20 protein-coding genes are annotated in these 20,623 nt (G+C 64.4%); 19 read left to right on the forward strand and 1 reads right to left on the reverse strand.

Annotated elements, in window-relative coordinates; genetic code table 11:
- Nucleotides 1-106: 106 nt before the first annotated feature.
- Nucleotides 107-1,345 carry an ROK family transcriptional regulator gene (locus P9236_RS05390; RefSeq protein ID WP_278073580.1) on the reverse strand — a complete coding sequence of 413 codons (1,239 nt, stop codon included), beginning with the start codon at nucleotides 1,343-1,345 and terminating at the stop codon, nucleotides 107-109.
- 92 nt (nucleotides 1,346-1,437) lie between these two features.
- Between P9236_RS05390 and P9236_RS05395 the strand changes: the two genes are divergently transcribed.
- The 19 genes from P9236_RS05395 to P9236_RS05485 all read left to right on the forward strand — a co-directional run bounded on the left by P9236_RS05395 (nucleotide 1,438) and on the right by P9236_RS05485 (nucleotide 20,505).
- A complete protein-coding gene (locus tag P9236_RS05395; protein ID WP_278073581.1) occupies nucleotides 1,438-2,703 on the forward strand; it encodes an ABC transporter substrate-binding protein in 1,266 nt (421 codons plus the stop codon).
- 55 nt (nucleotides 2,704-2,758) lie between these two features.
- The gene (locus tag P9236_RS05400) at nucleotides 2,759-3,694 is read left to right on the forward strand and encodes a sugar ABC transporter permease (RefSeq protein WP_278073582.1); all 936 of its coding nucleotides are present in this window, start codon (nucleotides 2,759-2,761) and stop codon (nucleotides 3,692-3,694) included.
- Nucleotides 3,687-4,583 carry a carbohydrate ABC transporter permease gene (locus P9236_RS05405; protein WP_278073583.1) on the forward strand — a complete coding sequence of 299 codons (897 nt, stop codon included), beginning with the start codon at nucleotides 3,687-3,689 and terminating at the stop codon, nucleotides 4,581-4,583. The genes P9236_RS05400 and P9236_RS05405 overlap by 8 nt, the downstream gene beginning before the upstream one ends.
- On the forward strand, nucleotides 4,580-5,701 hold the full coding sequence (locus P9236_RS05410; RefSeq protein ID WP_278073584.1) for an ABC transporter ATP-binding protein: 1,122 nt from the start codon (nucleotides 4,580-4,582) through the stop codon (nucleotides 5,699-5,701). The genes P9236_RS05405 and P9236_RS05410 overlap by 4 nt, the downstream gene beginning before the upstream one ends.
- A gap of 11 nt (nucleotides 5,702-5,712) precedes the next feature.
- Entirely contained in the window at nucleotides 5,713-6,480 is a 768-nt protein-coding gene (locus tag P9236_RS05415) for an SDR family NAD(P)-dependent oxidoreductase (RefSeq protein WP_278073585.1), read from the forward strand.
- Between the two features lie 40 nt (nucleotides 6,481-6,520).
- Nucleotides 6,521-7,522 (forward strand): sugar phosphate isomerase/epimerase, encoded by a 1,002-nt coding sequence (locus tag P9236_RS05420; protein ID WP_278073586.1) that lies wholly within the window; start codon nucleotides 6,521-6,523, stop codon nucleotides 7,520-7,522.
- Entirely contained in the window at nucleotides 7,519-8,331 is an 813-nt protein-coding gene (locus tag P9236_RS05425; RefSeq protein WP_126091611.1) for an SDR family oxidoreductase, read from the forward strand. Before P9236_RS05420 ends, P9236_RS05425 begins: the two co-directional genes overlap by 4 nt.
- Before the next feature lie 11 nt (nucleotides 8,332-8,342).
- A complete protein-coding gene (locus P9236_RS05430) occupies nucleotides 8,343-9,119 on the forward strand; it encodes an SDR family oxidoreductase (RefSeq protein WP_278073587.1) in 777 nt (258 codons plus the stop codon).
- A 139-nt stretch (nucleotides 9,120-9,258) separates the two neighbouring features.
- Nucleotides 9,259-10,077: a sulfurtransferase/chromate resistance protein gene (locus P9236_RS05435; RefSeq protein WP_278073588.1), complete on the forward strand. Its 819-nt coding sequence runs from the start codon at nucleotides 9,259-9,261 to the stop codon at nucleotides 10,075-10,077.
- Nucleotides 10,074-11,462, forward strand: a complete 1,389-nt coding sequence (gene chrA, locus P9236_RS05440; protein ID WP_278073589.1) for a chromate efflux transporter — start codon at nucleotides 10,074-10,076, stop codon at nucleotides 11,460-11,462. Before P9236_RS05435 ends, chrA begins: the two co-directional genes overlap by 4 nt.
- 103 nt (nucleotides 11,463-11,565) lie before the next feature.
- Nucleotides 11,566-12,450: a dihydrodipicolinate synthase family protein gene (locus P9236_RS05445; RefSeq protein WP_278073590.1), complete on the forward strand. Its 885-nt coding sequence runs from the start codon at nucleotides 11,566-11,568 to the stop codon at nucleotides 12,448-12,450.
- A gap of 22 nt (nucleotides 12,451-12,472) precedes the next feature.
- Entirely contained in the window at nucleotides 12,473-13,132 is a 660-nt protein-coding gene (locus P9236_RS05450) for a GntR family transcriptional regulator (RefSeq protein WP_278073591.1), read from the forward strand.
- 58 nt (nucleotides 13,133-13,190) lie between these two features.
- A complete protein-coding gene (locus P9236_RS05455; RefSeq protein ID WP_278073592.1) occupies nucleotides 13,191-14,528 on the forward strand; it encodes a sugar ABC transporter substrate-binding protein in 1,338 nt (445 codons plus the stop codon).
- Nucleotides 14,528-15,466: a sugar ABC transporter permease gene (locus tag P9236_RS05460; protein ID WP_278073593.1), complete on the forward strand. Its 939-nt coding sequence runs from the start codon at nucleotides 14,528-14,530 to the stop codon at nucleotides 15,464-15,466. The genes P9236_RS05455 and P9236_RS05460 overlap by 1 nt, the downstream gene beginning before the upstream one ends.
- On the forward strand, nucleotides 15,467-16,288 hold the full coding sequence (locus P9236_RS05465) for a carbohydrate ABC transporter permease (RefSeq protein WP_278073594.1): 822 nt from the start codon (nucleotides 15,467-15,469) through the stop codon (nucleotides 16,286-16,288).
- 36 nt (nucleotides 16,289-16,324) lie between these two features.
- Nucleotides 16,325-17,383: a sn-glycerol-3-phosphate ABC transporter ATP-binding protein UgpC gene (ugpC, locus tag P9236_RS05470; protein WP_278073595.1), complete on the forward strand. Its 1,059-nt coding sequence runs from the start codon at nucleotides 16,325-16,327 to the stop codon at nucleotides 17,381-17,383.
- 604 nt (nucleotides 17,384-17,987) lie between these two features.
- A complete protein-coding gene (locus P9236_RS05475; protein WP_278073596.1) occupies nucleotides 17,988-18,512 on the forward strand; it encodes a sigma-70 family RNA polymerase sigma factor in 525 nt (174 codons plus the stop codon).
- On the forward strand, nucleotides 18,499-19,425 hold the full coding sequence (locus P9236_RS05480; RefSeq protein WP_278073597.1) for an anti-sigma factor: 927 nt from the start codon (nucleotides 18,499-18,501) through the stop codon (nucleotides 19,423-19,425). The genes P9236_RS05475 and P9236_RS05480 overlap by 14 nt, the downstream gene beginning before the upstream one ends.
- 189 nt (nucleotides 19,426-19,614) lie before the next feature.
- Entirely contained in the window at nucleotides 19,615-20,505 is an 891-nt protein-coding gene (locus P9236_RS05485) for an adenylate/guanylate cyclase domain-containing protein (protein WP_278073598.1), read from the forward strand.
- The last annotated feature ends 118 nt before the right edge of the window (nucleotides 20,506-20,623 follow it).

The raw sequence follows: 20,623 nt of genomic DNA on the forward strand, positions 1-20,623 counted from the left end.
ACACTTTTCATGAAATTGCTTTAAAGGGGGCGCTGTCGCGGCGCAAGGCTTAACTCGCTGCTTCGTACTATCCTTCCCCTGGCGCAGTCCTTGCCGGTCCCCATGGCTATTGAAGTCGCCCGTAATGGCTCAGGACGAGGCCGACGGCTCCAAGCAGCACATCGTTTTCGGTGTGCTTGCCGATGATTATTCGCGTGCGCCTGTCGGGGGCGACGTCCCGCGCCTTGATTAGGGTGTGCCGTTCATAGGCTGCAATGAGCGGCGTAAGCAGGATGTCGCCGGCGAGCGCCATGCGTCCTCCGATGACGATGAGTGGCGGGTTCAGAACGGATCCAATCATGCCCAGGCCGCGGCCCGCCATTTCGGCCGTATCCTCGATCATGCGCAATGCTCCGACATCGCCCTGCTCGGCCATGCGGATCACGTCGTCCATCGTGACGCGCCGGCCCGTCACGCGCGCGATCTGCTCCAATGGCCGGTTGAAGCTGGCGTAGAGTTCCAGGCAGCCTCGATTGCCGCAGCGGCAAAGATCGCCCGATGGATCGATGCTCATGTGACCGAATTCGCCCGCGCCGCCGGCAATACCGGTCACCACGCGTCCGTGTTGGACGATCGCGCCGCCGACCCCGAGGTCGATCTTGAACAGGACAAAGTCCTCGTAACCGACGGCGGCGCCCCACATCATCTCGGCAATGGCGGCGCAGTTGCTTTCATTGGCTGCGAAGATCGGCTGCTCCAGCACCGGCCCAAAGACATGTCGGATGTTGACGCCAGCCCAAGTGGGAACGATGCTGGCCCGCTGGACGAAGCCTTCGGGGCTGACCGGTCCCGACACAGAAACCCCGACACCCAGGAGGCCGGACGCAGACAAGCTGTTCTCCTCGTAGCATTGCGCGATCGCCGCCTTGGTGAGCTTTGCCGCCCGGTCCGGAGGATAATCCAGGCCGAGGGGGATAGTTTTTTCAGAAATGAATGAATGTGAGACGTCGGCCACAGCGACCCGAATCTCGTCGAGACTAAGATGAACGCCGACGCAGGTGCCGGCTTCAGGATTGAGCGTCAGCGTTGCCGGCGGCCGACCGACGCCTTTGGCCGTTTCGTCAGCCGCCGCCAGTTCCACCACGATTCCTGACTTCCTCAAGCCAGTCAAAGCCGTCGAGACGGTCGAGCGGGCCAAGCCGGTGAGCCGGGCGATCTGCGCGGCGGAAATGGCGCCGCGCTGGCTGAGACAGCGGACAATCAGACTTTCAGGCGTGCCCGGAGGTTGACCGTCCAGCAGCGATCTGAGCAGGCTTTTTGTCATTTTTGTCTTAAAACTCCTTGACTGCCGATCGTATTTGATCATTCTAGAAAAAACTAGAGACCTTCTGCGATCCGCGGGTGGTCTCGACGAAACGGTCGTGATGAACCGTGCTGAAATCAAATGGGAGTGAGACGATGAGATATCTGAGGGCGACCCTTGTCGCTACGGCGGCATTTGCCTTTCTCGCAAACACAGCACTCGCCGAGCCGAAGACCAATCTGCTCCACCAATGGGCGACCGGATCGGACGCGCAGGCCATCGCCAAGCTTGGCGAAATGTTCGAGGCGAAGGGGGGAAAGTGGCAGCAGACCTCGATCGCCGGCCATACTGCCAACACGCTTGCCAAGCTGCGCGCCGACGTGATCGCAGGCAATGCTCCGCCGGCGGTTCAGCTCAAGGGTCCCGAGATCGCTGAATGGAACAAGACCGGCATGACCGCCGATCTGGATGATCTCGCGAAGGCGGAGAATTGGGAGAAGGTGGTGGCGCCGGAATTGCTGCCGGTGATGAAGCCGAGCGGCAAGTGGGTGGCGGCACCCATGAACATCCACCGCATCAACTGGATATGGGCATCGCCAAAAGTCATGCAGGCCGCCGGCGTGACGGAAGTTCCGAAGACCTGGGCGGAATTCAACGCAGCCTGCGACAAGATCGTGGCTACCGGCAAGATCTGCATCTCGCACTCGACCGCCGACTGGACCGATTCTACCGTCTTCGAAGTCGTCGTCTACGGCCAGGACCTCGACCTCTATCGCAAGGCCTTCGTCGAAGGCAACGTCGACGCCATGCGCAGCGACGGCATGGTCAAGGCCTTCGAGCAATTCCGCATCATGACGTCCAAGTACATGGACCCCGGCATGAACGGCCGCGACTGGGATTCGATGTCGGCTCTCGTCGGGCGCGGCGAGGCGGCGTTCCACATCATGGGCGACTGGACGATCGGCTTGCTCACCGCCGCCGGCTTCAAGGAGGGCACGGATTATGTCTGCGCCCAGGCGCCGACCGACTGGGGCAAGCCCGGCTTCATCCTGAACTCCGATTCCGTCGTGTTCTTCCAGCAGAAGGATCCCGACTATGTGGAGGGCCAGAAACTGCTCGCCAGCACCATCCTGTCGCCGGAGTTCCAGACCGTCTTCAACCAGGCCAAGGGCTCGATCCCGGCGCGCCTCGACGTCGATCTGTCGAAGGGCTTCAATCCCTGCCAGCAGAAGTCCCAGAAGGACCTGCAGGCCTCGATCGAGGCGGGCACGCTGGTCCGCTCGATGGCCCACAACATGACCATCCCGCAAAAGGTCCGCGGCGCCATCATGGACACGATCACCGAATTCGTCGCGACGCCGGACATGCCCGCCAAGGATGCGGCCAACGCCATGGCCGACGCCGCCGAAGCGCAGGAATGACGTGCGGAGAGCGCCGGCGCGACATCGCGCCGGCGCCCGGCCGACAGGAAGCCCAATGTCCATCCACGACCTTTCCGTTCCGATAGCCGTGCCCGCCCGCTCGTGGCGGGATCGTCTGGGATCGATCGTGCCGATCCTCGTGCTCGCCCCTTCGCTCGCGGCGAGTTTCGTCTATGTCTTCGTGTTCACGGGCTGGACGCTCTATCTGTCGCTGTCCGACTCGACACTTTTGCCGAGCTACGGCCTTACGGGCCTCGACAACTACGTATCGCTCTGGTCCAACCGGCGCTGGAACATCGCCTACACCAACCTTTTCCTCTTCAGCGGCTTCTATATCGTGGGCTCCATGGCAGTCGGGCTGCTGCTGGCCATCCTGATCGACCAGCGCGTGCGCGGCGAGGCGGTGTGGCGGACGATCTTCCTCTACCCGCTGGCGGTTTCCTTCATCGTCACCGGCACCGTCTGGAGCTGGCTCTACAATCCGGTCGACGGCATCCAGGCGCTGGTGCGCGGGCTGGGCTGGAGCGACTTCAGCTTCGCGCTCACCAGCGATCGCAACCACGCGATCTATGCGGTGATCATCACCGGCGTCTGGCAGTCTTCCGGTTTCGCCATGGCGCTCTTTCTGGCCGGCCTACGCTCGGTCGATCCGGATCTGGTAAAGGCGGCGCAGATCGACGGCGCATCGGTCGTGCGCACCTACAGGAAGGTCATTCTGCCAACCATCGCGCCGATCTTCCTTGCGGTCGCCGTCATCCAGATCCAGTTCGCCATCAAGACGTTCGATCTCGTCGCCGCCCTGACCCGCGGCGGGCCGGGCATCTCGACCACGTTCCCCGCCATCTACGTCTACGATCTGATGTTCCAGCGTGGCGAGATCGGCGAGGGCGCGGCGGCCGCGGTCATGATGCTGGCGGCGCTTGCCGTGGTGCTGGTGCCCTATTCGCTGTGGGTGGTGTGGCGCCGCCGGGCGGAGGCAGGAAATGGCTGAACTTGCCGCCGCCATCGACCTGGAAGCGGCTGCAGCGAGCCGCAGGCACTTCTGGAGCCGGTTCGCGATCTATGGCCTGCTCACGGTCTTCGCTGCAATCTATCTGATCCCGCTGCTCGTGGTCGTCTTCAATTCCTTCCGCGAGCAGGCGGAGATCGCGCGCGACGGGCTCATCTCGCTGCCAAAGACCTTCCGGCTGGAGGCATGGGCGCAGGCCTGGAGCACTTATTGCATCGCCGGCACCTGCCAGGGGATGCAACGGAATTTCCTGAACTCGCTGTGGATGACCATTCCGGCGACGATCATTTCCACGCTGCTCGGCGCCGTGAACGGCTACGTGCTGTCCAAATGGCGCTTCAAGGGCTCGGAGGTCCTGTTCACCCTGATGCTGCTCGGTGTCTTCATGCCGGGGCAGATCGCGCTGATGCCCTGGGCATTCGTTCTTGGAAAGCTCGGTCTGACCAACTCGACCTACGGCCTGATCCTGGTGCATGTCGTCCAGGGAATTTCCTTCACCACCTTGTTCTGCCGCAACTACTATGTCGGCATCCCCGACGACCTGATCAAAGCGGCTCGCATCGACGGCGCCGGCTTCTGGCGGATTTTCTGGAAGATCATGATACCGCTGTCGCCGCCCATTCTGATCGTGACCGTGATCTGGCAGTTCACCGGCATCTGGAACGAGTATCTGTTCGGCGTGGTCTTCACGTCCGGCCAGGCGCAGCCGATCACAGCCGCGCTCGTCGCGCTGACGGCGAGCGGCACGACCGCCCGCAGCTACGACGTGATGAGCGCCGCCGTGCTGATCGGCGCGCTGCCGCCGCTCCTGATCTATCTATTTGGCGGCAAATACTTCGTTCGCGGTCTGACACAGGGCGCCATCAAATGACGAGCCAATCCCTATCCGCCCTGACCATTCGCAGTCTCTACAAGAGCTACGGCGCCGTGGACGTCTTGAAGGGCATCAACCTCGAAGCGCAGCCGGGAGAGTTCATCGCTCTCGTCGGACCTTCCGGTTGCGGCAAGTCCACCCTGCTTGCCATGATAGCCGGACTTGAAAGCGTGACGTCGGGTGAAATCCGGATCGGCAACCGGCTCGTCAATTCCGTGCCGCCAAAGGACCGCGACATCGCCATGGTGTTCCAGTCCTATGCGCTCTACCCGACCATGACCGTGCGCCAGAACATCACCTTCGGGATGGAGAGCCGCGGCGTGCCGAAGGCCGATCAGGCCGAAGCCGTCAAGCGCGTCGCGGCGCTGCTGCAGATCGAGGCGCTGCTTGGCCGCAAGCCCGGGCAACTCTCCGGCGGTCAACGCCAGCGGGTCGCCATGGGCCGGGCGCTGGTGCGGGACCCGAAGCTTTTCCTGTTCGACGAGCCGCTTTCCAACCTCGATGCCAAGCTGCGCGTCGACATGCGCACCGAGATCAAGAAGCTGCACAACCGTGTCGGCAAGACCACGGTCTATGTCACCCACGACCAGGTGGAGGCGATGACGCTCGCTTCGCGCATTGCCGTCATGCATCAGGGGTCGGTGCAGCAGTTCGACGCTGCGCAGATGATCTACAGCCGCCCCGCCAACATGTTCGTCGCGGGCTTCATGGGCTCGCCGGCGATGAATTTCATTCCCGCCGAGCTCGGCGACGGGGCGGGCCGGCCCTGCGTCACGGTTCGGACCGCGGATGGCGGCACCGCAGCGTTGGAACTTGCCCAGCCGGTGCCGGCCGGCGCGCCGAGGAACGTCGTGCTTGGCGTGCGGCCGGAACATATTTACCGCTTTTCGGACGACTTGAAGAACCGCAAGCGCGCCATCGCGGCGGTGAAGGCCCCGGTCGAGCTGGTCGAGCCCACGGGTGCCGAGACCCTGGCGGTGCTTCGCTTCGGCGATCTCGAAGTCACCGGCCGTTTCGACCCGGACGGCGCCCCCCGGATGGGCGAGACAATGACGCTCGGCATCGACATGGCGCGGGCTTGCCTCTTCGATCCGACGACCCAATCCCTTCTTTGAAAGCTCAGCCTTTGACATTCGCCACCTATCCAAGCCTCGCAGACCGTGTCGTGCTGATCACCGGAGGAGCCTCTGGGATCGGCGCCGAAATGGTTCGCGCCTTCGCGGCCAACGCGGCGCGAGTGGCCTTTCTCGACATTCAGGAAGCGGCCGGCCTGGAACTGAAGGCGGAGCTTGCAGACGCCGCGCGCCACGCGCCTCTGTTCCTGCCATGCGATGTGACCGACATCGCGGCCCTACGTGCAGCGATCGAGAAGGTGCGGGAAAAGGCCGGGCCGGTTGCTGTCCTGGTGAACAACGCCGCCAATGATGACCGCCACGCAGTCGCTGAAGTGACGCCGGACTACTGGGATCATGCCCAAAACGTCAATCTAAAGCATCAGTTCTTCGCCGCCCAGGCCGTCCATCCGCAGATGAAGTCGCTGGGCTTTGGCTCCATCATCAACCTTTCCTCGACCTCCTGGCGCTTCGGCGCCGACCAGATGACCGCCTATGCTACGGCCAAGGCCGCGATCATCGGCATGACGCGGTCGCTGGCCCGCGCCTTCGGTCCCGACAATATCCGCGTCAACGCCATCGAGCCGGGCGCCGTGATCACCGAGCGGCAGCGCCGTCTTTGGTACACGACGCCGGAGTCCGTCGATCAGATGGTCGGGCGCCAGTTGATCAGGCGGGTTCTGCTGGCCGACGAGATCGCCCGCACGGCGCTTTTTCTCGCCGCCGACGACAGCCGCATGATCACCAAGCAATCCATCACCGTCGATGCGGGCCTGCGCTGATGCAGGTTCTCCATTTCCCCTCGTTTGATCGGCTGGCCTGATGCTCCGCGTTGGTTTGAACCCCTATGGACTTACCTATCATCTCGGGCTGCAGGGCCGCGGTACGCCGCGCGCCAACCCCAAGGGCGCGGGGCTCGAAGGCTTCATCGCCCTGGCCGAGGAGCTCGGCGCACGCACGCTCGAGATCTACGATCCATGGCTGGCGGAAATGTCCGATTCCGGGCTGACCGACCTGAAGGAGCGGCTCGATGGGCTTGGGATGACGCCCGTCGTCAGCGCCGGGCTCAACATGATGGGGCCGCTGGAGAGCGCGTTCCGTTCCGCCCGCGCGCTCGGCGCGAAGACCATCCGGCTCGGCCTGACATCGGTTCTGTGCGGTGACCGCAATGCCTGGGGCGACAAATGGGGCGAGCTGAACGCCTCGATCAGGTCGGCGCTTCAGCAATGGGGGCCGCGGGCCGAAGCCGAAGGCCGCGTGCTCGCGATCGAGAACCATCAGGATTTCGGCAGCACCGAGCTGGTGGCGTTCTGCGAGACGGGCGGGCGAGGGGTCGGCATCACGTTCGACACCGGCAATACGTTTCCCGTCGCCGAGGCGCCGCTCGACTTCACCCGCCGCATCGCGCCCTATGTGCGACATGTCCACCTGAAGGACTACCGCGTTCAGTTCACGGGCGAAGGATATCGGCTCGTGCGGTGCGCCATCGGCGACGGCGCCGTGCCCTTCAGCGACCTCGCGGCCCTGCTCGGCGACATGCACGACGAACTCACCGCCGTGCTCGAACCGGGTGCGCTCGAGGCGCGCCATGTGCGCTTTCTTCTCGACGACTGGTGGAACGGCTATCCGCCGAAAACCGCGCGAGAATTCGCCGCCTGCCTTGCCGCCGCGCAAAAGAATCGCCTGCCCGACGATGCCGATTTCCGCACTCCCTGGGAGCGCGGGGACGACGGCGTCCTGGTTTCCTACGAGCTCGACATGATCCGGCGTAGCGCCGCCAACATGAAGGAGCTCGGCCTCATGACCCTGGAGAACCCCTCATGACAACTCGCGAACTCAGCGGCGTCACCGCCTTCGTCACCGGTTCCGGACGCGGCCTCGGCCACGTCATGGCGGACCGGCTGGCGGAACTCGGGGCGGACGTTGCAATCCACGACCTGGACTGGACCCAACCGGCGAAGTACGGCGAGTTCGCCGACCTCGGTGAATCGGCAAGGCACCTGGGACGACACGGCACCCGGGTGACCGCGGTCACCGGCAATATCGGCGACCGTGCCGCCGTTGCCGAGATGAAGCGCAAGATCGAGGCGGAACTCGGCGATGTGCATGTGCTCGTCAACTGCGCGGGCGGCGACATCGGCGCCAAGGGAACCAAGCCCAACCCCAACAATGCCCTCGACATCGATTACGAGGACATAAAGGTGCTCACCGAAAACAACCTGATCGGCACCATGCTGGTTTGCCAGGCCTTCGTGCCGCCGATGGTGAAGCGCGGATCAGGGTCGGTGATCAACATCGCCTCGGCGGCCGCTCACCTCGGCTGCTCGCCGGAGGTCGTCTATTCGACGCTCAAGGCTGCTGTCGTCCACTACACCCGTTGCCTCGCCAAGGAACTGATCGACGAAGGCGTGCGGGTCAATGCAGTCAGCCCCGGGGCGACGAAAACCGCCCGGTTCCAGGCGACACGCGTCGTCGATCCGGCAAGGATGGATTCGTCGAAGCGTTCCCTGAACCGCTATGCCGAGCCTGAAGAGATTGCCGAGGCTGTCGCCTTTCTCGCTGGATCGCGCGCGCGCTTCATCAACGGCCAGGTGATCCGCGTGGACGGCGGCTTCACGATCTTTCCGGGGTGATGCACGTGACGATGAGTGAAACTGCCATCAAGCGCTTCGACCTTTCCGGCCGACTCGCGCTGGTTACCGGATCCTCGAAGGGGATAGGCTTCGCGATCGCCCGCGGCTTGGCCGAAGCAGGCGCGGAGCTGGTGCTCAACGCGCGCAACGAAAGCGTGCTGGAGGAGGCGCGGGCACGGCTCGCCGCCGAAGGCCATAAGGTTCACGCTCGCGCCTTCGACGTGACCGACGCGGCCGCCGTGACGGCAGCGGTCGATGCCGTCGAGAGCGAAATCGGTCCGATCGAGATCCTCTTCAACAATGCCGGCACGCAGTTTCGCGCGCCGCTCGAGGAATTTCCGCTGGATGCCTGGGAAAGGCTCAAGGCGACCAATATCGACAGCGTGTTCCATGTCGGCCAGGCTGTGGCACGCCGCATGATCCCGCGCGGACACGGCAAAATCGTCAACATCGCCTCCGTGCAGAGCGAGCTGGCACGCACGAGCATCGCGCCCTATACGGCGACCAAGGGTGCCGTGAAGATGCTGACCAAGGGCATGGCGACCGACTGGGCGCGATATGGCCTGCAGGTCAATGCGATCGGTCCAGGCTATTTCAACACCGAACTCAATGCCGCCTTGGTCGTCGACGCCAACTTCACCGCCTGGCTGGAAAAACGCACGCCTGCCGGCCGCTGGGCAGAGGTCGAGGAACTGATCGGGGCGGCGGTCTTCCTGGCTTCCGATGCATCAAGCTTTGTCAACGGCCACGTCCTCTATGTCGACGGCGGCATCACGGCATCGCTCTGACCGGACGAACGTAGAAGCTCTTCCTTGACAATCGGCGGGGATCATTCCAGCATTATTGCAAGGGGTTCCCCGCGACGACCCCGTGAGGCGTCAGCCCAACGATCGCGTCCAGGCTCTCTTTGTACAGGAGGTGGACGCCATGCCATCAACGACCGCAATCACCATTCCGCAACTTTCCCGTCTCGTCGGCTTGCCGGATGCGCCGGTTCTTATCGATGTGCGCGTCGATGAGGATTACGAAGCCGATCCGCGGCTGCTGCCGGCTTCCCGCCGGCGCGATTTCAGAACCGTCTCGACCTGGGCGGCCGAGTTCTCCGGATACAAGGTCGTCGTCATCTGCCAGAAGGGACAAAAGCTCTCGCAAGGCGTCGCCGCGTGGCTGCGCCATGAGGGTATTCAGGCGGAGTCGCTGGAAGGCGGCTTCGAGGCCTGGACCGCCGCCAAGGCGCCGTTGATCGCGGCCGGCGCGGTCCCGCCCCGCGACGAGAAGGGCCGCACCATGTGGGTCACCCGTTCCCGGCCGAAGGTCGACCGCATCGCCTGCCCCTGGCTGATCCGCCGCTTCGTCGATCCCGATGCGGTGTTCCTGTTCGTCGACCCGGCCGAGGTGCCGCTGGTGGCGGACCGCTTCGCGGCGATTCCCTTCGATGTCGAGGGCGTGTTCTGGAGCCATCGCGGCGATCGCTGCACTTTCGACACGATGATCGAGGAGTTCGGCCTGCGCGTCGATGCGCTCGACCGCCTGGCGCTGATCGTGCGCGGAGCCGATACGGCGCGGCTCGACCTCGTTCCGCAGGCGGCCGGGTTCCTCGCCGCCTCGCTCGGCCTGTCGCGCATGTTCCGCGACGATCTCGAGCAGCTCGAAGCCGGCATGCTCCTCTATGACGCCTTTTTCCGCTGGTGCCGCGACGCCACGGACGAGACGCATAACTGGCCGGTCGGAGGCAAGGCACAATGACCGTGCTTGCCAAGGACGGCGCCGGCCGGCCGGCCGAGGTTCCCGCCGTGCCGAGCTTCGGCGAGGCAACACGGCTCTGGGCAAAGATCGGCCTGCTCTCCTTCGGCGGGCCGGCCGGACAGATCGCGCTGATGCATAAGGAACTGGTGGAGGAGCGACGCTGGATCGGCGAGGAGCGCTTCCTTCACGCGCTCAACTACTGCATGCTCCTGCCAGGCCCGGAAGCGCAGCAGCTTGCGATCTATGTCGGCTGGCTGCTGCACCGGACTGCAGGTGGCCTCGTCGCCGGAACATTGTTCGTGCTGCCGGGCGCGCTGGTCATGCTCGGCCTGAGCAGCTTCTACATGCTCTACAACGACGCGCCGGTCATCGAGGCGTTGTTCTTCGGCGTCAAGGCGGCGGTGCTGGCCGTCGTCGTCGAGGCTGTCATCCGCATCGGCAAGCGGGCGCTGAAGAACCGGGTCATGGTGGCGATAGCGGTGGCGGCCTTCCTCGCCATCTATGTTGCGAGGTTACCGTTTCCGCTGATCGTGCTTGCGGCAGGCCTGGTCGGCTGGATCGGCAATCGTTTTGCACCAGGGCTGTTTTCCGGCTCGGCGCACGGCAAGGGCAAAACCACCGCCGACAGCCGGGGCGTGGTCGACCTGATGTTCGAACGCGGCGAGCTCGGCCACACCGTGCCGACCAGGTGGCATGCGGCTCGCACGATCGCGATCTGGCTGCCGCTCTGGCTCGGACCGGTGGCACTGATCGCCGCGCTGGCGGGACCGGGAAGCGTGTGGGCGCAGATGGGGGGCTTCTTCAGTCTGATGGCCGTCGTCACCTTCGGCGGCGCCTATGCGGTTCTGGCCTATGTCGCGCAAGCGGCGGTGACCTCGTTCGGCTGGCTGGCGCCCGGCGAAATGGTCGACGGGCTCGGGCTTGCCGAGACGACGCCCGGCCCGCTGATCCTGGTGCTGCAATTCGTCGGTTTCGCCGCCGCCTATCGCCATGCCGGCACGCTCAGCCCGTTGCTTGCGGGATCGCTGGGGGCGGCGCTGACGCTCTGGGCCACCTTCGCGCCCTGCTTCTTCTGGATATTCCTCGGCGCGCCTTACATCGAGCAGTTGCGGCAGAACAAGGCGCTGTCGGCGGCGCTCGGCGCGATCACGGCGGCGGTCGTCGGCGTGGTGATGAACCTTGCGCTGTGGTTCGCGCTGCATGTCGTGTTCGGCAAGGTCGCGAGTATCGGCTGGGGCGTGGAGGTCCCGGTCGTCCCCTCGCTCGACTGGCGCGCGGCGCTGCTGTCGGCGGCGGCGATGGTCGCCATGCTGAAGCTGAAAGTCGGCATGCTGCCGACGCTCGCGGCATCGGCGCTGGCGGGACTGGCCTTGCAAGCACTGTGAACTGTTTCAGGCCGCAGCCAAGCGTGATCGAGGGACTCTGTTTACAACTAACATGTTAGCATGATACTGCTGCCTGCAGATTGATGAATTGGAGACTTTGCAGGTGGCTTCGCGCTTTGGTCTGTCGGTTGCGCTCACAACGCCCTTTGATGCATTCGGTCGGATCGCCGTCCCGCTGATGACCGCGCATGCTCGGGCTTGTCTCGATGCCGGCTGCAGCAGCGTGACGCTGTTCGGCACCACCGGCGAAGGCGCTTCCATCGGCACGGCGGAACGGCAGGCGGTCATCGATGCCATGCTTGCGGCGGGTATTGCGGCCGACCAGCTTGTCGCCGGCGTGCTGGTCGATGCGGCGGAGGATGCCGCGGAGCAGTGCCGACAGGCCTTGCAGCGTGGCGCCCGCAACATCCTGCTCGCGCCGCCGAGCTACTTCAAGAATGTCGGCGACGATGGGCTGTTCGGCTGGTTCGGGGCCGTGTTCGCCGCGCTCGGTCCGCTCGCCCGCGGCATGCTGCTCTACAACATCCCCCCGGTCACGACGGTGCAGTTGTCGCTCGACCTGATCGGTCGGCTGCGCAAGGCGTATCCGGACGTGGTCGCCGGGGTCAAGGATTCCGGCGGAGACTGGACGTACAGCGAAGCGCTGCTCAAGGCGCATGGCGACCTGATAATCCTGATCGGCGACGAACGGCATCTGGCGCCGGCGGTGCGGATCGGCGGCCAGGGCGCGATTTCCGGCATGGCCAATTTCGCCGCCGGCGAGCTTCGCGCAATGATCGACAGCGGTCGCGACGATTCCCGCGTGGAGGGCTTCGTCCTCGAATTGCTCACGCATCCGGTCATCCCGGCGGTGAAGGCGATGGTGGCGCGCCAGACCGGCGACGAACGCTGGCTGACGGTCCGGCCGCCGCTCGAGCCGGTCGCCCCACCGGAGCGGCAGCAGCTTGGCGCCGCTTACGACCGGCTGTTCTCGACGCAAGCGGCATGAGCGGCGGAGGGCGCTGATCGGCATGGACGACACGAGCGAGCCGGCAACCCTGAGGGAAAAGGCCTATGCCAGTTTCACACGGCATCTGCTGGCCCGCGATCTCAGGCCGGGTCAATTCGTGTCGCAGCGCGAACTGGTCGCCTTCACCGGCCTGCCGCTCGGAGCCATCCGCGAGATCGTGCCGCGGCTCGAGGCGGAAGGGCTGCTGACCACGATTCCGCAGCGCGGCATGCAGATCGCGCATATCGACATCAGCCTGATCCGTGAGGCCTTCCAGTTCCGCCTGTTCATGGAGCGCGAGGCGGTCGCGCTGTTTGCCGTCAACGCTTCCGACGCCGAGATTGCCCGGCTGCGGCGCGAACACGAGGACATGCTCGCGCAGGCGCTGGCGCAGGTCCCGACGCCGGAAATGGAAGCCAAGGCGCAGAGCATCGACTGGGCCATGCATGACACATTCATCAGCGCGCTGGGCAACGAGATCATCGCCAAGGCCTATCTGGTCAATTCGGTGAAGATCAGGCTGATCCACCAGGAGCGGTTTCGCATCGACGGTCGCGTCGTGCCTGTCATGCGCGAGCATCTGGCGGTGATCGACGCGCTGGAGAAACGCGATCCGCAGAAGGCGGTCGAGGCTATCAGCCAGCACATCGACAATGCGCGCCGGCTGGCGCTCCAGATTTGAGGAAGACCCGCGCCGCAATCGTCGCGGCGCTATCGACAACGACAACCGGGAGGAAGAAATGTCGTCCAATCCATTCAGCCCAACGAGGAGGCAGCTGCTCCAAGGAACAGCCGCACTGGCCGCGGCCGGCCTTGCAGGTCTTCGTCCGGGCCTCGCCGCGGGCGTCGACTGGAAGCGCTTTGCCGGCACGACGCTCGACGTCAATCTGGTCAAGAGCCCGCGCAGCGACACCATCCTGAAGAATCTCGCCGAGTTCGAGGATCTGACCGGCATCAAGGTCAATGCCGAGGCCACGCCCGAACAGCAGCAGCGCCAGAAGACCGTGATCGAGCTCAGCTCCGGCAAGCCCAGCTTCGATGTCGTGCATCTGAGCTATCATGTGCAGAAGCGGCAGTTCGAGAAGGGCGGCTGGCTGGCCGACATTTCCGGCTATCTTGCCGATCCGGGCCTCACCGATCCGGGGCTGGTCGCAAGCGACTTCGCCGAGGCCGGCATGCAATTCGCCAAGGACAGCCAGGGCGTGCTGCGCTCGCTGCCGTTCTCCGTCGACTACTGGATCCTTTACTGGAACAAGGAGCTGTTCGACGCCAAGGGGCTGAAATATCCCGAGAGCTTCGAGCAGCTGGTGGCCGCCGCCGAAGCGCTGACGGACCCGTCGAGCAACACGTTCGGCTTCGTCGCCCGCGGTCTCAAAAACGCCAACACGCCGGTCTGGACGTCGCTGATGCTCGGCTATGACATGACGCCGCTCGGCAGCGACGGCAAGCTGCGCACGACATCGCCGGAAGCGGTCGAAGCCGCCAGCCTCTACCAGCGGCTGATGACCAAGGCCGCGCCTCCCGGCGTCACCGGCTTCAACTGGGCCGAGGCGCAATCCGCCTTCCTGCAGGGCAAGATCGGTATGTGGTTCGACGGCGTCGGCTTCGCGCCGCCCATGGAAAATCCGGAAAAATCGCGGGTGGTCGGCAAGGTCGGCTACGGCGTCATGCCAAAGGGGCCGAAGGCGCATGCCTCGGGTACGTTCGGCGACGGCATCGGCGTGACGTCCGCCAGCTCGAAGAAAGAAGCGGCTTATCTGTTCTGCCAGTGGGCGGTATCGCCGGCCATGGGCGCGCGCCTGCTGCAGGCCGGCGCCGGCGTGCCGTTCCGCAAATCCGTGCTCGAAGACCGCAAGGTGCGTGAGGGCGTCACGATGCCGTCGAGCTGGCTGGACGCCGTGATCGGCTCCGGCAACATCAGCCGGCTGGCGCTGCCGGTCATCATCCCCGTCACCGAGTTCCGCGATATCTATGGCGTGGCGCTGACCAACATGATTGCCGGCGCCGATCCCGCCGCGGAGCTGAAGAAGGCCACCGAGCAGTTCCAGCCGGTTCTCGACAGGAGCGAGCAGGGCTGATGTCCGCCATCGCCCCAGAACGCGCGGGGGTGACGACGCAAGCCATCGAGGAGAGCCAGCCGGTCCGGCTGGCTCCCAACTACTGGCCTTTTGTCGTCCCTGCGCTCGTCGTCGTCGGCGCGGTGATCGTCTTTCCGTGGGCCTTCACGCTGTGGATGAGCGTCAACAGCTGGACGCTCGGCCAGTCGCGAAGCTTCGCCGGGATGGAAAACTATCTGCGCCTGGCGAGCGATCCGCGCTTCTGGGAATCGCTCTGGCATACCTTGACCTACACCTTCCTGTCGGTGGTCGCGCCGATGTTCCTCGGCACCGTCGCTGCCCTGATCTTCGACGCCAGGTTTGTCTTGCGCGGCCTGCTGCGCGGCATCTTCGTGATGCCGATGATGGCCACGCCCGTTGCCGTGGCATTGGTCTGGACCATGATGTTCCATCCGCAGCTCGGCGTGCTCAACTATCTCTTGTCGCTGGTCGGCATTCCGGCGCAGGAGTGGATATTCAACGCCAACACGGTCATTCCTTCGCTGGTCGCGGTCGAGACCTGGCAGTGGACGCCGCTGGTGATGCTGATTGTGCTGGGCGGCCTGGCATCCGTGCCGCGCGAGCCGTTCGAGAGCGCCGAGATCGACGGCGCCAACGCCTGGCAGCAGTTCCGCTACCTCACCTTGCCGATGATCGCGCCGTTCCTGATGATCGCGGTCATCATCCGCACGATCGATGCGCTGAAGAGCTTCGACATCATCTACGCGATGACCCAGGGCGGGCCCGGCACGGCGTCGGAAACGATCAACATCTATCTCTACAACACCGCCTTCTCCTATTACGACATGGGCTATGGCTCGGCCATGGCCGTGGTCTTCTTCATCGTCATCGTGGCGCTGTCCTTCATCCTCTTGATGCTGCGCCAGCGCTCGCAATGGATCGACGCGGGGGGCAAATAGATGAGCTCGCGGCTGCTCAACAAGCTGGGCCTGTTCTTCGCGGCACTGGTGCTCGTCTCGCCGGCGATCCTGTTCTTCCTCTGGATGATCTCGCTGTCGCTCAAATTCGAGATCGACAACGGCGCCTACCCGCCGATCCTGATCCCCGAGCGCTTCGCCTGGTCGAACTACGCGAAAGTGTTCGAGGAGAACAATTTCCTGCTCTATCTCTGGAACTCGGTGCTGGTGACCGGCACGGCGACGCTGCTGGCGCTGCTGATCGGCGTGCCGGCCGGCTACGGCATCGCCAGGCTCAAGGCGGAGCGCTCGGCGGTCGTCATCATGATCGCCCGCATGACGCCGGGGCTCTCCTATCTCATCCCGCTCTTCCTCCTGTTCCAGTGGCTGGGCATCCTCGGCACGCTCTGGCCGCAGATCATCATCCATCTGGTGGTGACGGTGCCGATCGTGGTCTGGGTCATGATCGGCTATTTCGAGACGACGCCGATGGAGCTGGAGGAGGCCGCCAACATCGACGGCGCCACCTCCTGGCAGGTGTTCCGGCTGGTGGCGCTGCCGATCGCCAAACCGGGCATCGTCGTCGCCTTCATCCTGTCGGTCATCTTCTCATGGAACAACTTCGTCTTCGGCGTGGTGCTCGCCAGCCGCGAGACGCGCACCTTGCCGGTCGCCGTCTACAACATGCTGTCCTACGAGCAGGTGAGCTGGGGACCGCTCGCCGCCGCGGCACTCGTGGTGACGCTGCCGGTGCTGGTCCTGACCATGTTCGCGCAACGGCAGATCGTCGCCGGGCTGACCGCCGGCGCAGTCAAGGGCGGCTGAGCGCCCCATCCGCCCTCATTCCTTTGGAGAGACGCAATGGCATCGGTAACCATCGACAATGTGCAGAAGGCCTTCGGAGCGACCCTGATCATTCACGATGTCAGCGTCGACATCGCCGATGGCGAGTTCGTCATCCTGGTCGGACCGTCGGGCTGCGGGAAGTCGACGCTGCTGCGCATGATCGCAGGGCTCGAAACGATCTCGGCCGGCAAGATCGCGATCGGCGAGCGCGTCGTCAACAATCTGAGGGCGCGAGACCGCAACATCGCGATGGTGTTCCAGAACTACGCGCTCTACCCGCATATGACGGTGGCCGACAATATGGGCTTCGCGCTCAGGATCAAGAAAGCCGACCCGGCCGACACCGCGAGCCGGATCAAACGGGCAGCAAGCATTCTCGGCCTCGAGAAGCTGCTCGACCGTTATCCGCGCCAGCTTTCGGGCGGCCAGCGCCAGCGCGTCGCCATGGGCCGCGCCATCGTGCGCGATCCGCAGGTGTTCCTGTTCGACGAGCCGCTCTCCAATCTCGACGCGAAATTGCGCGTCCAGATGCGCGGCGAGATCAAGGCACTGCATCAGCGGCTCGGCACCACAACCATCTATGTCACGCATGACCAGATCGAGGCCATGACCATGGCCGACAAGATCGTCGTGCTGCATGACGGCCTTGTCGAGCAGATCGGCGCGCCGCTCGATCTTTACGACCGCCCGGCCAATCTGTTCGTCGCCGGCTTCATCGGCTCGCCCGCTATGAACTTCATCCACGGCCGCATCGAGGAGGGCATCTTTCGCAGTGCCGGCGGGCTGACGCTGCCGCTGCCGGAAGGCATCCAGCCGACCGAGGCCGCGGGGAGGGAACTGGTCTACGGCATTCGCCCCGAACATATCCGCGCGACCGGCCAAGGCCTTGCCGGCACCGTCACGCTTCTGGAGGCGACCGGCTCGGAGATATTCGCCGCCGTCGACTGCGGCGGGGAGATGATCTCCTGCCTTTTCCGCGAGCGGCTTGCATTGAAGCAGGGCGAGGCCGTGCGGATCGAAATCGACCGCGCCTCGGCGCACCTGTTCGACGCCAAGACCGGCCAACGCATGTGATCGCGGCCGGTCTCGCAGACCAGAGCGTTCAGCGTTTCACGGAATCGCCGAACCGCTCTAAGTATTTGTTTTTACGCAATTCCGGACGGAAAACCGTTACAGCCTTTTCCTGGAATCGCTCTAAGCTGGACGGGCGGCGCTTGGCCGTCCCGGATTGTCCACTTGGCAAGGCCAGGCGACATCGATCACGTTAGCGTGATCGAAACTGGCGATCGTTCGGGAATAAACCGACGGTTCCACCGGTCTTCCGGGCAGATGCCGCTCACGGCGTTGCAGGAGACCGAGATGACCTATCGTGACGATGCGAATGCCGGAAGGCAGGGAAAGGGCATAAGCCGCCGCCGGCCCCTGGAGCGATTGAGCCGGACCAAAATGCTTTTGGCCTCACCGTCATGCCTCCGGGCCTGACGCGGCGATGCGCCGTTCCGTTGTCAGACGCTTGACTCCGGTGACGCCAATGCCTTCACCTCCACCAAAGCAGGCGCCTTCGCCTGCGATCGCGATCTTCTCCCGCGCAAGCAGGGACGGATCATCGCCTCCCGTTGAGGGTGGTCGCAAAGCCCTGGCGGGAGCGCCTGACGGTGGGACGGTGTTGAGCGAAAGAATGCTGGCCGCGCGTTTTGCCGAGGTGGTGCTGCCGCATCTTAGCGATGCGCTGTCGCTCGCCCGCTGGCTGACCGGCAATGCCGCCGACGCCGAGGACGTGGTGCAGGAGGCTTGCCTCAAGGCGCATGCCGGTATTGCCGGTTTCGCCGGGGGCAATCCGCGCGCCTGGCTGCTCACCATCGTGCGCAATGCCTCCTACACGTGGATGGCACGCAACCGCCCGCGCGCCGTGGTCGCCGTCGGCGATCTCGCCGATCTCGACGACGTGTCGCCGCCGGACAGCTCAGACAGCCCGGAGGCGGCGCTGATTGCCAAGGCGAACTCGGCCGCGATAGAGGCGGCGATTGCCAGGCTGCCGGAGGCGTTTCGCGAAACGCTCGTGCTGCGCGACATAAACGGCCTCAGCTACCGCGAGATCGCGGCCATGCTCGGCGTGCCGCAAGGCACGGTGATGTCGCGGCTGGCGCGGGCGCGCAGCCTGCTGATGACGGATATTGGAGGGCGCCACGATGAGCCCGCATGAAAATCGCCCGCGCGAGGACGGATTGCCGGAAGACCCGCAGGATATGAAGCTGATGATCCACGCCCTTGTCGATGGCGAGCTCGACGCCGCGGCGGCCCTTGCAGTCGAGCGGCGTATCGCCGCCGATCCCGAGCTTGCCGCCGAACATGCGCGTCTTGTGGCGCTGCGCAACGCTGTCGCCAGCATGCCGCGTCCGGCGGTCAGCAACGACTTCCTGGCGCGCATCGCGGCCATCGCCGAGGTGAAGGATCCCGAGGTCGCGGAGGCGGCGCAGGCTCAATCAGCGACGAAGCAAGTGCAGCCGTCCGCGCGGCAACAGCAGCAAGGCAATGTCGTAGAGATGCGGCCGCGCGCGTCACGCTGGTTCAACTCCTTCGACTGGCGCCAGATGGCGGCCTCGATCGTGCTGACGGCGTTTCTCGCCAGCGGCGCGACGCAATGGCTGATGGTGGAGAATGCGACCGACAGTTTTGCGGTCGACGTCGCCAACGGCCATCGCCGCAGCCTGCTTGCAGCGACGCCTGTCGATATCGTCTCATCCGACCGGCATACGGTGAAGCCGTGGCTCGACGGCCGCATCGGCGTATCGCCGCCGGCGCCCGACATGGCCAAGGACGGCTATGCGCTGCTCGGCGGACGGGTCGAGGTCATTGGCGACAGACCGATGCCGGCTCTGGTCTACCGCCATCACGAGCACCTGATCACCCTGGTGGCGGCGCCGCGGCAGAACGAAGCCAAATCCGTGCCGGTGGCGGACAACCTCTCGGCCGGCGGCTTCCTCTTGGTCCACTGGACCGACGATGCCTTCTCCTACTGGGCGATCTCGGATGCCGAACGCCCGGCGCTCGACGACTTCGTCGCCCGCTTCCGGGCGGCGATCATCGCCAATCCGGCGGCGGGCAGCCCGGGTTAGGGGAACTTCTTTATCGCCTCCTATTTCGAGGCCCATAACCGTTTGGCGGGAAGGCAGATGCCTGTCCGTCCGAGACAATCGCGCCAAAGCACTTGCCCCGTTGCGCCGGCCCCCTGGTGCGCAAGTAGATAAGTCGAGGTCGACTTTGGTATGTTATACACGCTGCGTTCTCGGGGCGGATACGAGGCGATGGATCAGGAAAGACTTCTAGCCGCAGTCCTCTTGGCTGATGTCGTGGGCAGCACGCCGCTCTATGAGCGCATCGGCGACGATGCCGCTCTACGGCAGGTCTCGGATTGCCTCGACGCGATACGCGAGATCGTCGCCCAGCACGGCGGTGACTTCATTTACTCGAAAGGCGATGACGTGCTCAGCCTGTTCGAGAGTCCGGAGGCGGCGCTGAGGGCCGTCTGCCAAATCAACAGCCAAATGACGAGAGCGCCGTTGAACGCCCGGATCGGATTGCATTTCGGGGCGGTCATCCGCGCGCGGGGCGCGGTGTTCGGCGACGTTGTCAATGTCACCGCAAGGCTGTCCACCACGGCCAACCCCGGGGAGGTGCTGATCAGCCAGAGCTTCTTCGAAGCGCTTTCCGCGGGCAGCCGCGGTGCCTTGCGGCTCCTCGACAAAATGGCCTTCAAGGGGAAGCAGGAACTCTTCGATGTCTATACCCTGGGGAGCGACGATGGGGCCCTCAGCACGCACATCGCCAGCCGGGGCACCATTATCGAAAGGCGCTCCGCGCCGCCGCGGCAGATCAATCTGGTCATCCGCTATGGAGATCAGTTGGGATCCTGCCGAAACAACGAATTCGTGACGATCGGCCGATCTCCGGAATGCGATATCGTCGTCCAGCGGCCATGGGTCTCAAGGCACCACGCGACCTTCACCATTTCGAATGGCAAGGCCCGGCTTATCGAGCGAAGCTCGTCGGGCACATTTGTGTCGATGGGACCCGGCCATGAAGTATTCGTGCGCCGCGAAGATATTCTCCTCTTCGGCTCCGGCGTGATCTCGCCTGGACGCAGATCGTCTCTCGGCGACGCCCAGATACTTCACTACGAGATTATCTCAGGCTGACCCGGCCGGCTCGTTAGAGCATTTCATCGTTTCACGGAAACGCTGAACCGCTCCAACTATTTGTTTTTAGAGTCCCCGATAGGGGATCAGGAAACCCCACGCCTTTAGGCGGCTGGGA

This window comes from Mesorhizobium sp. WSM4884, assembly GCF_029625675.1.
Lineage (GTDB): Bacteria > Pseudomonadota > Alphaproteobacteria > Rhizobiales > Rhizobiaceae > Mesorhizobium.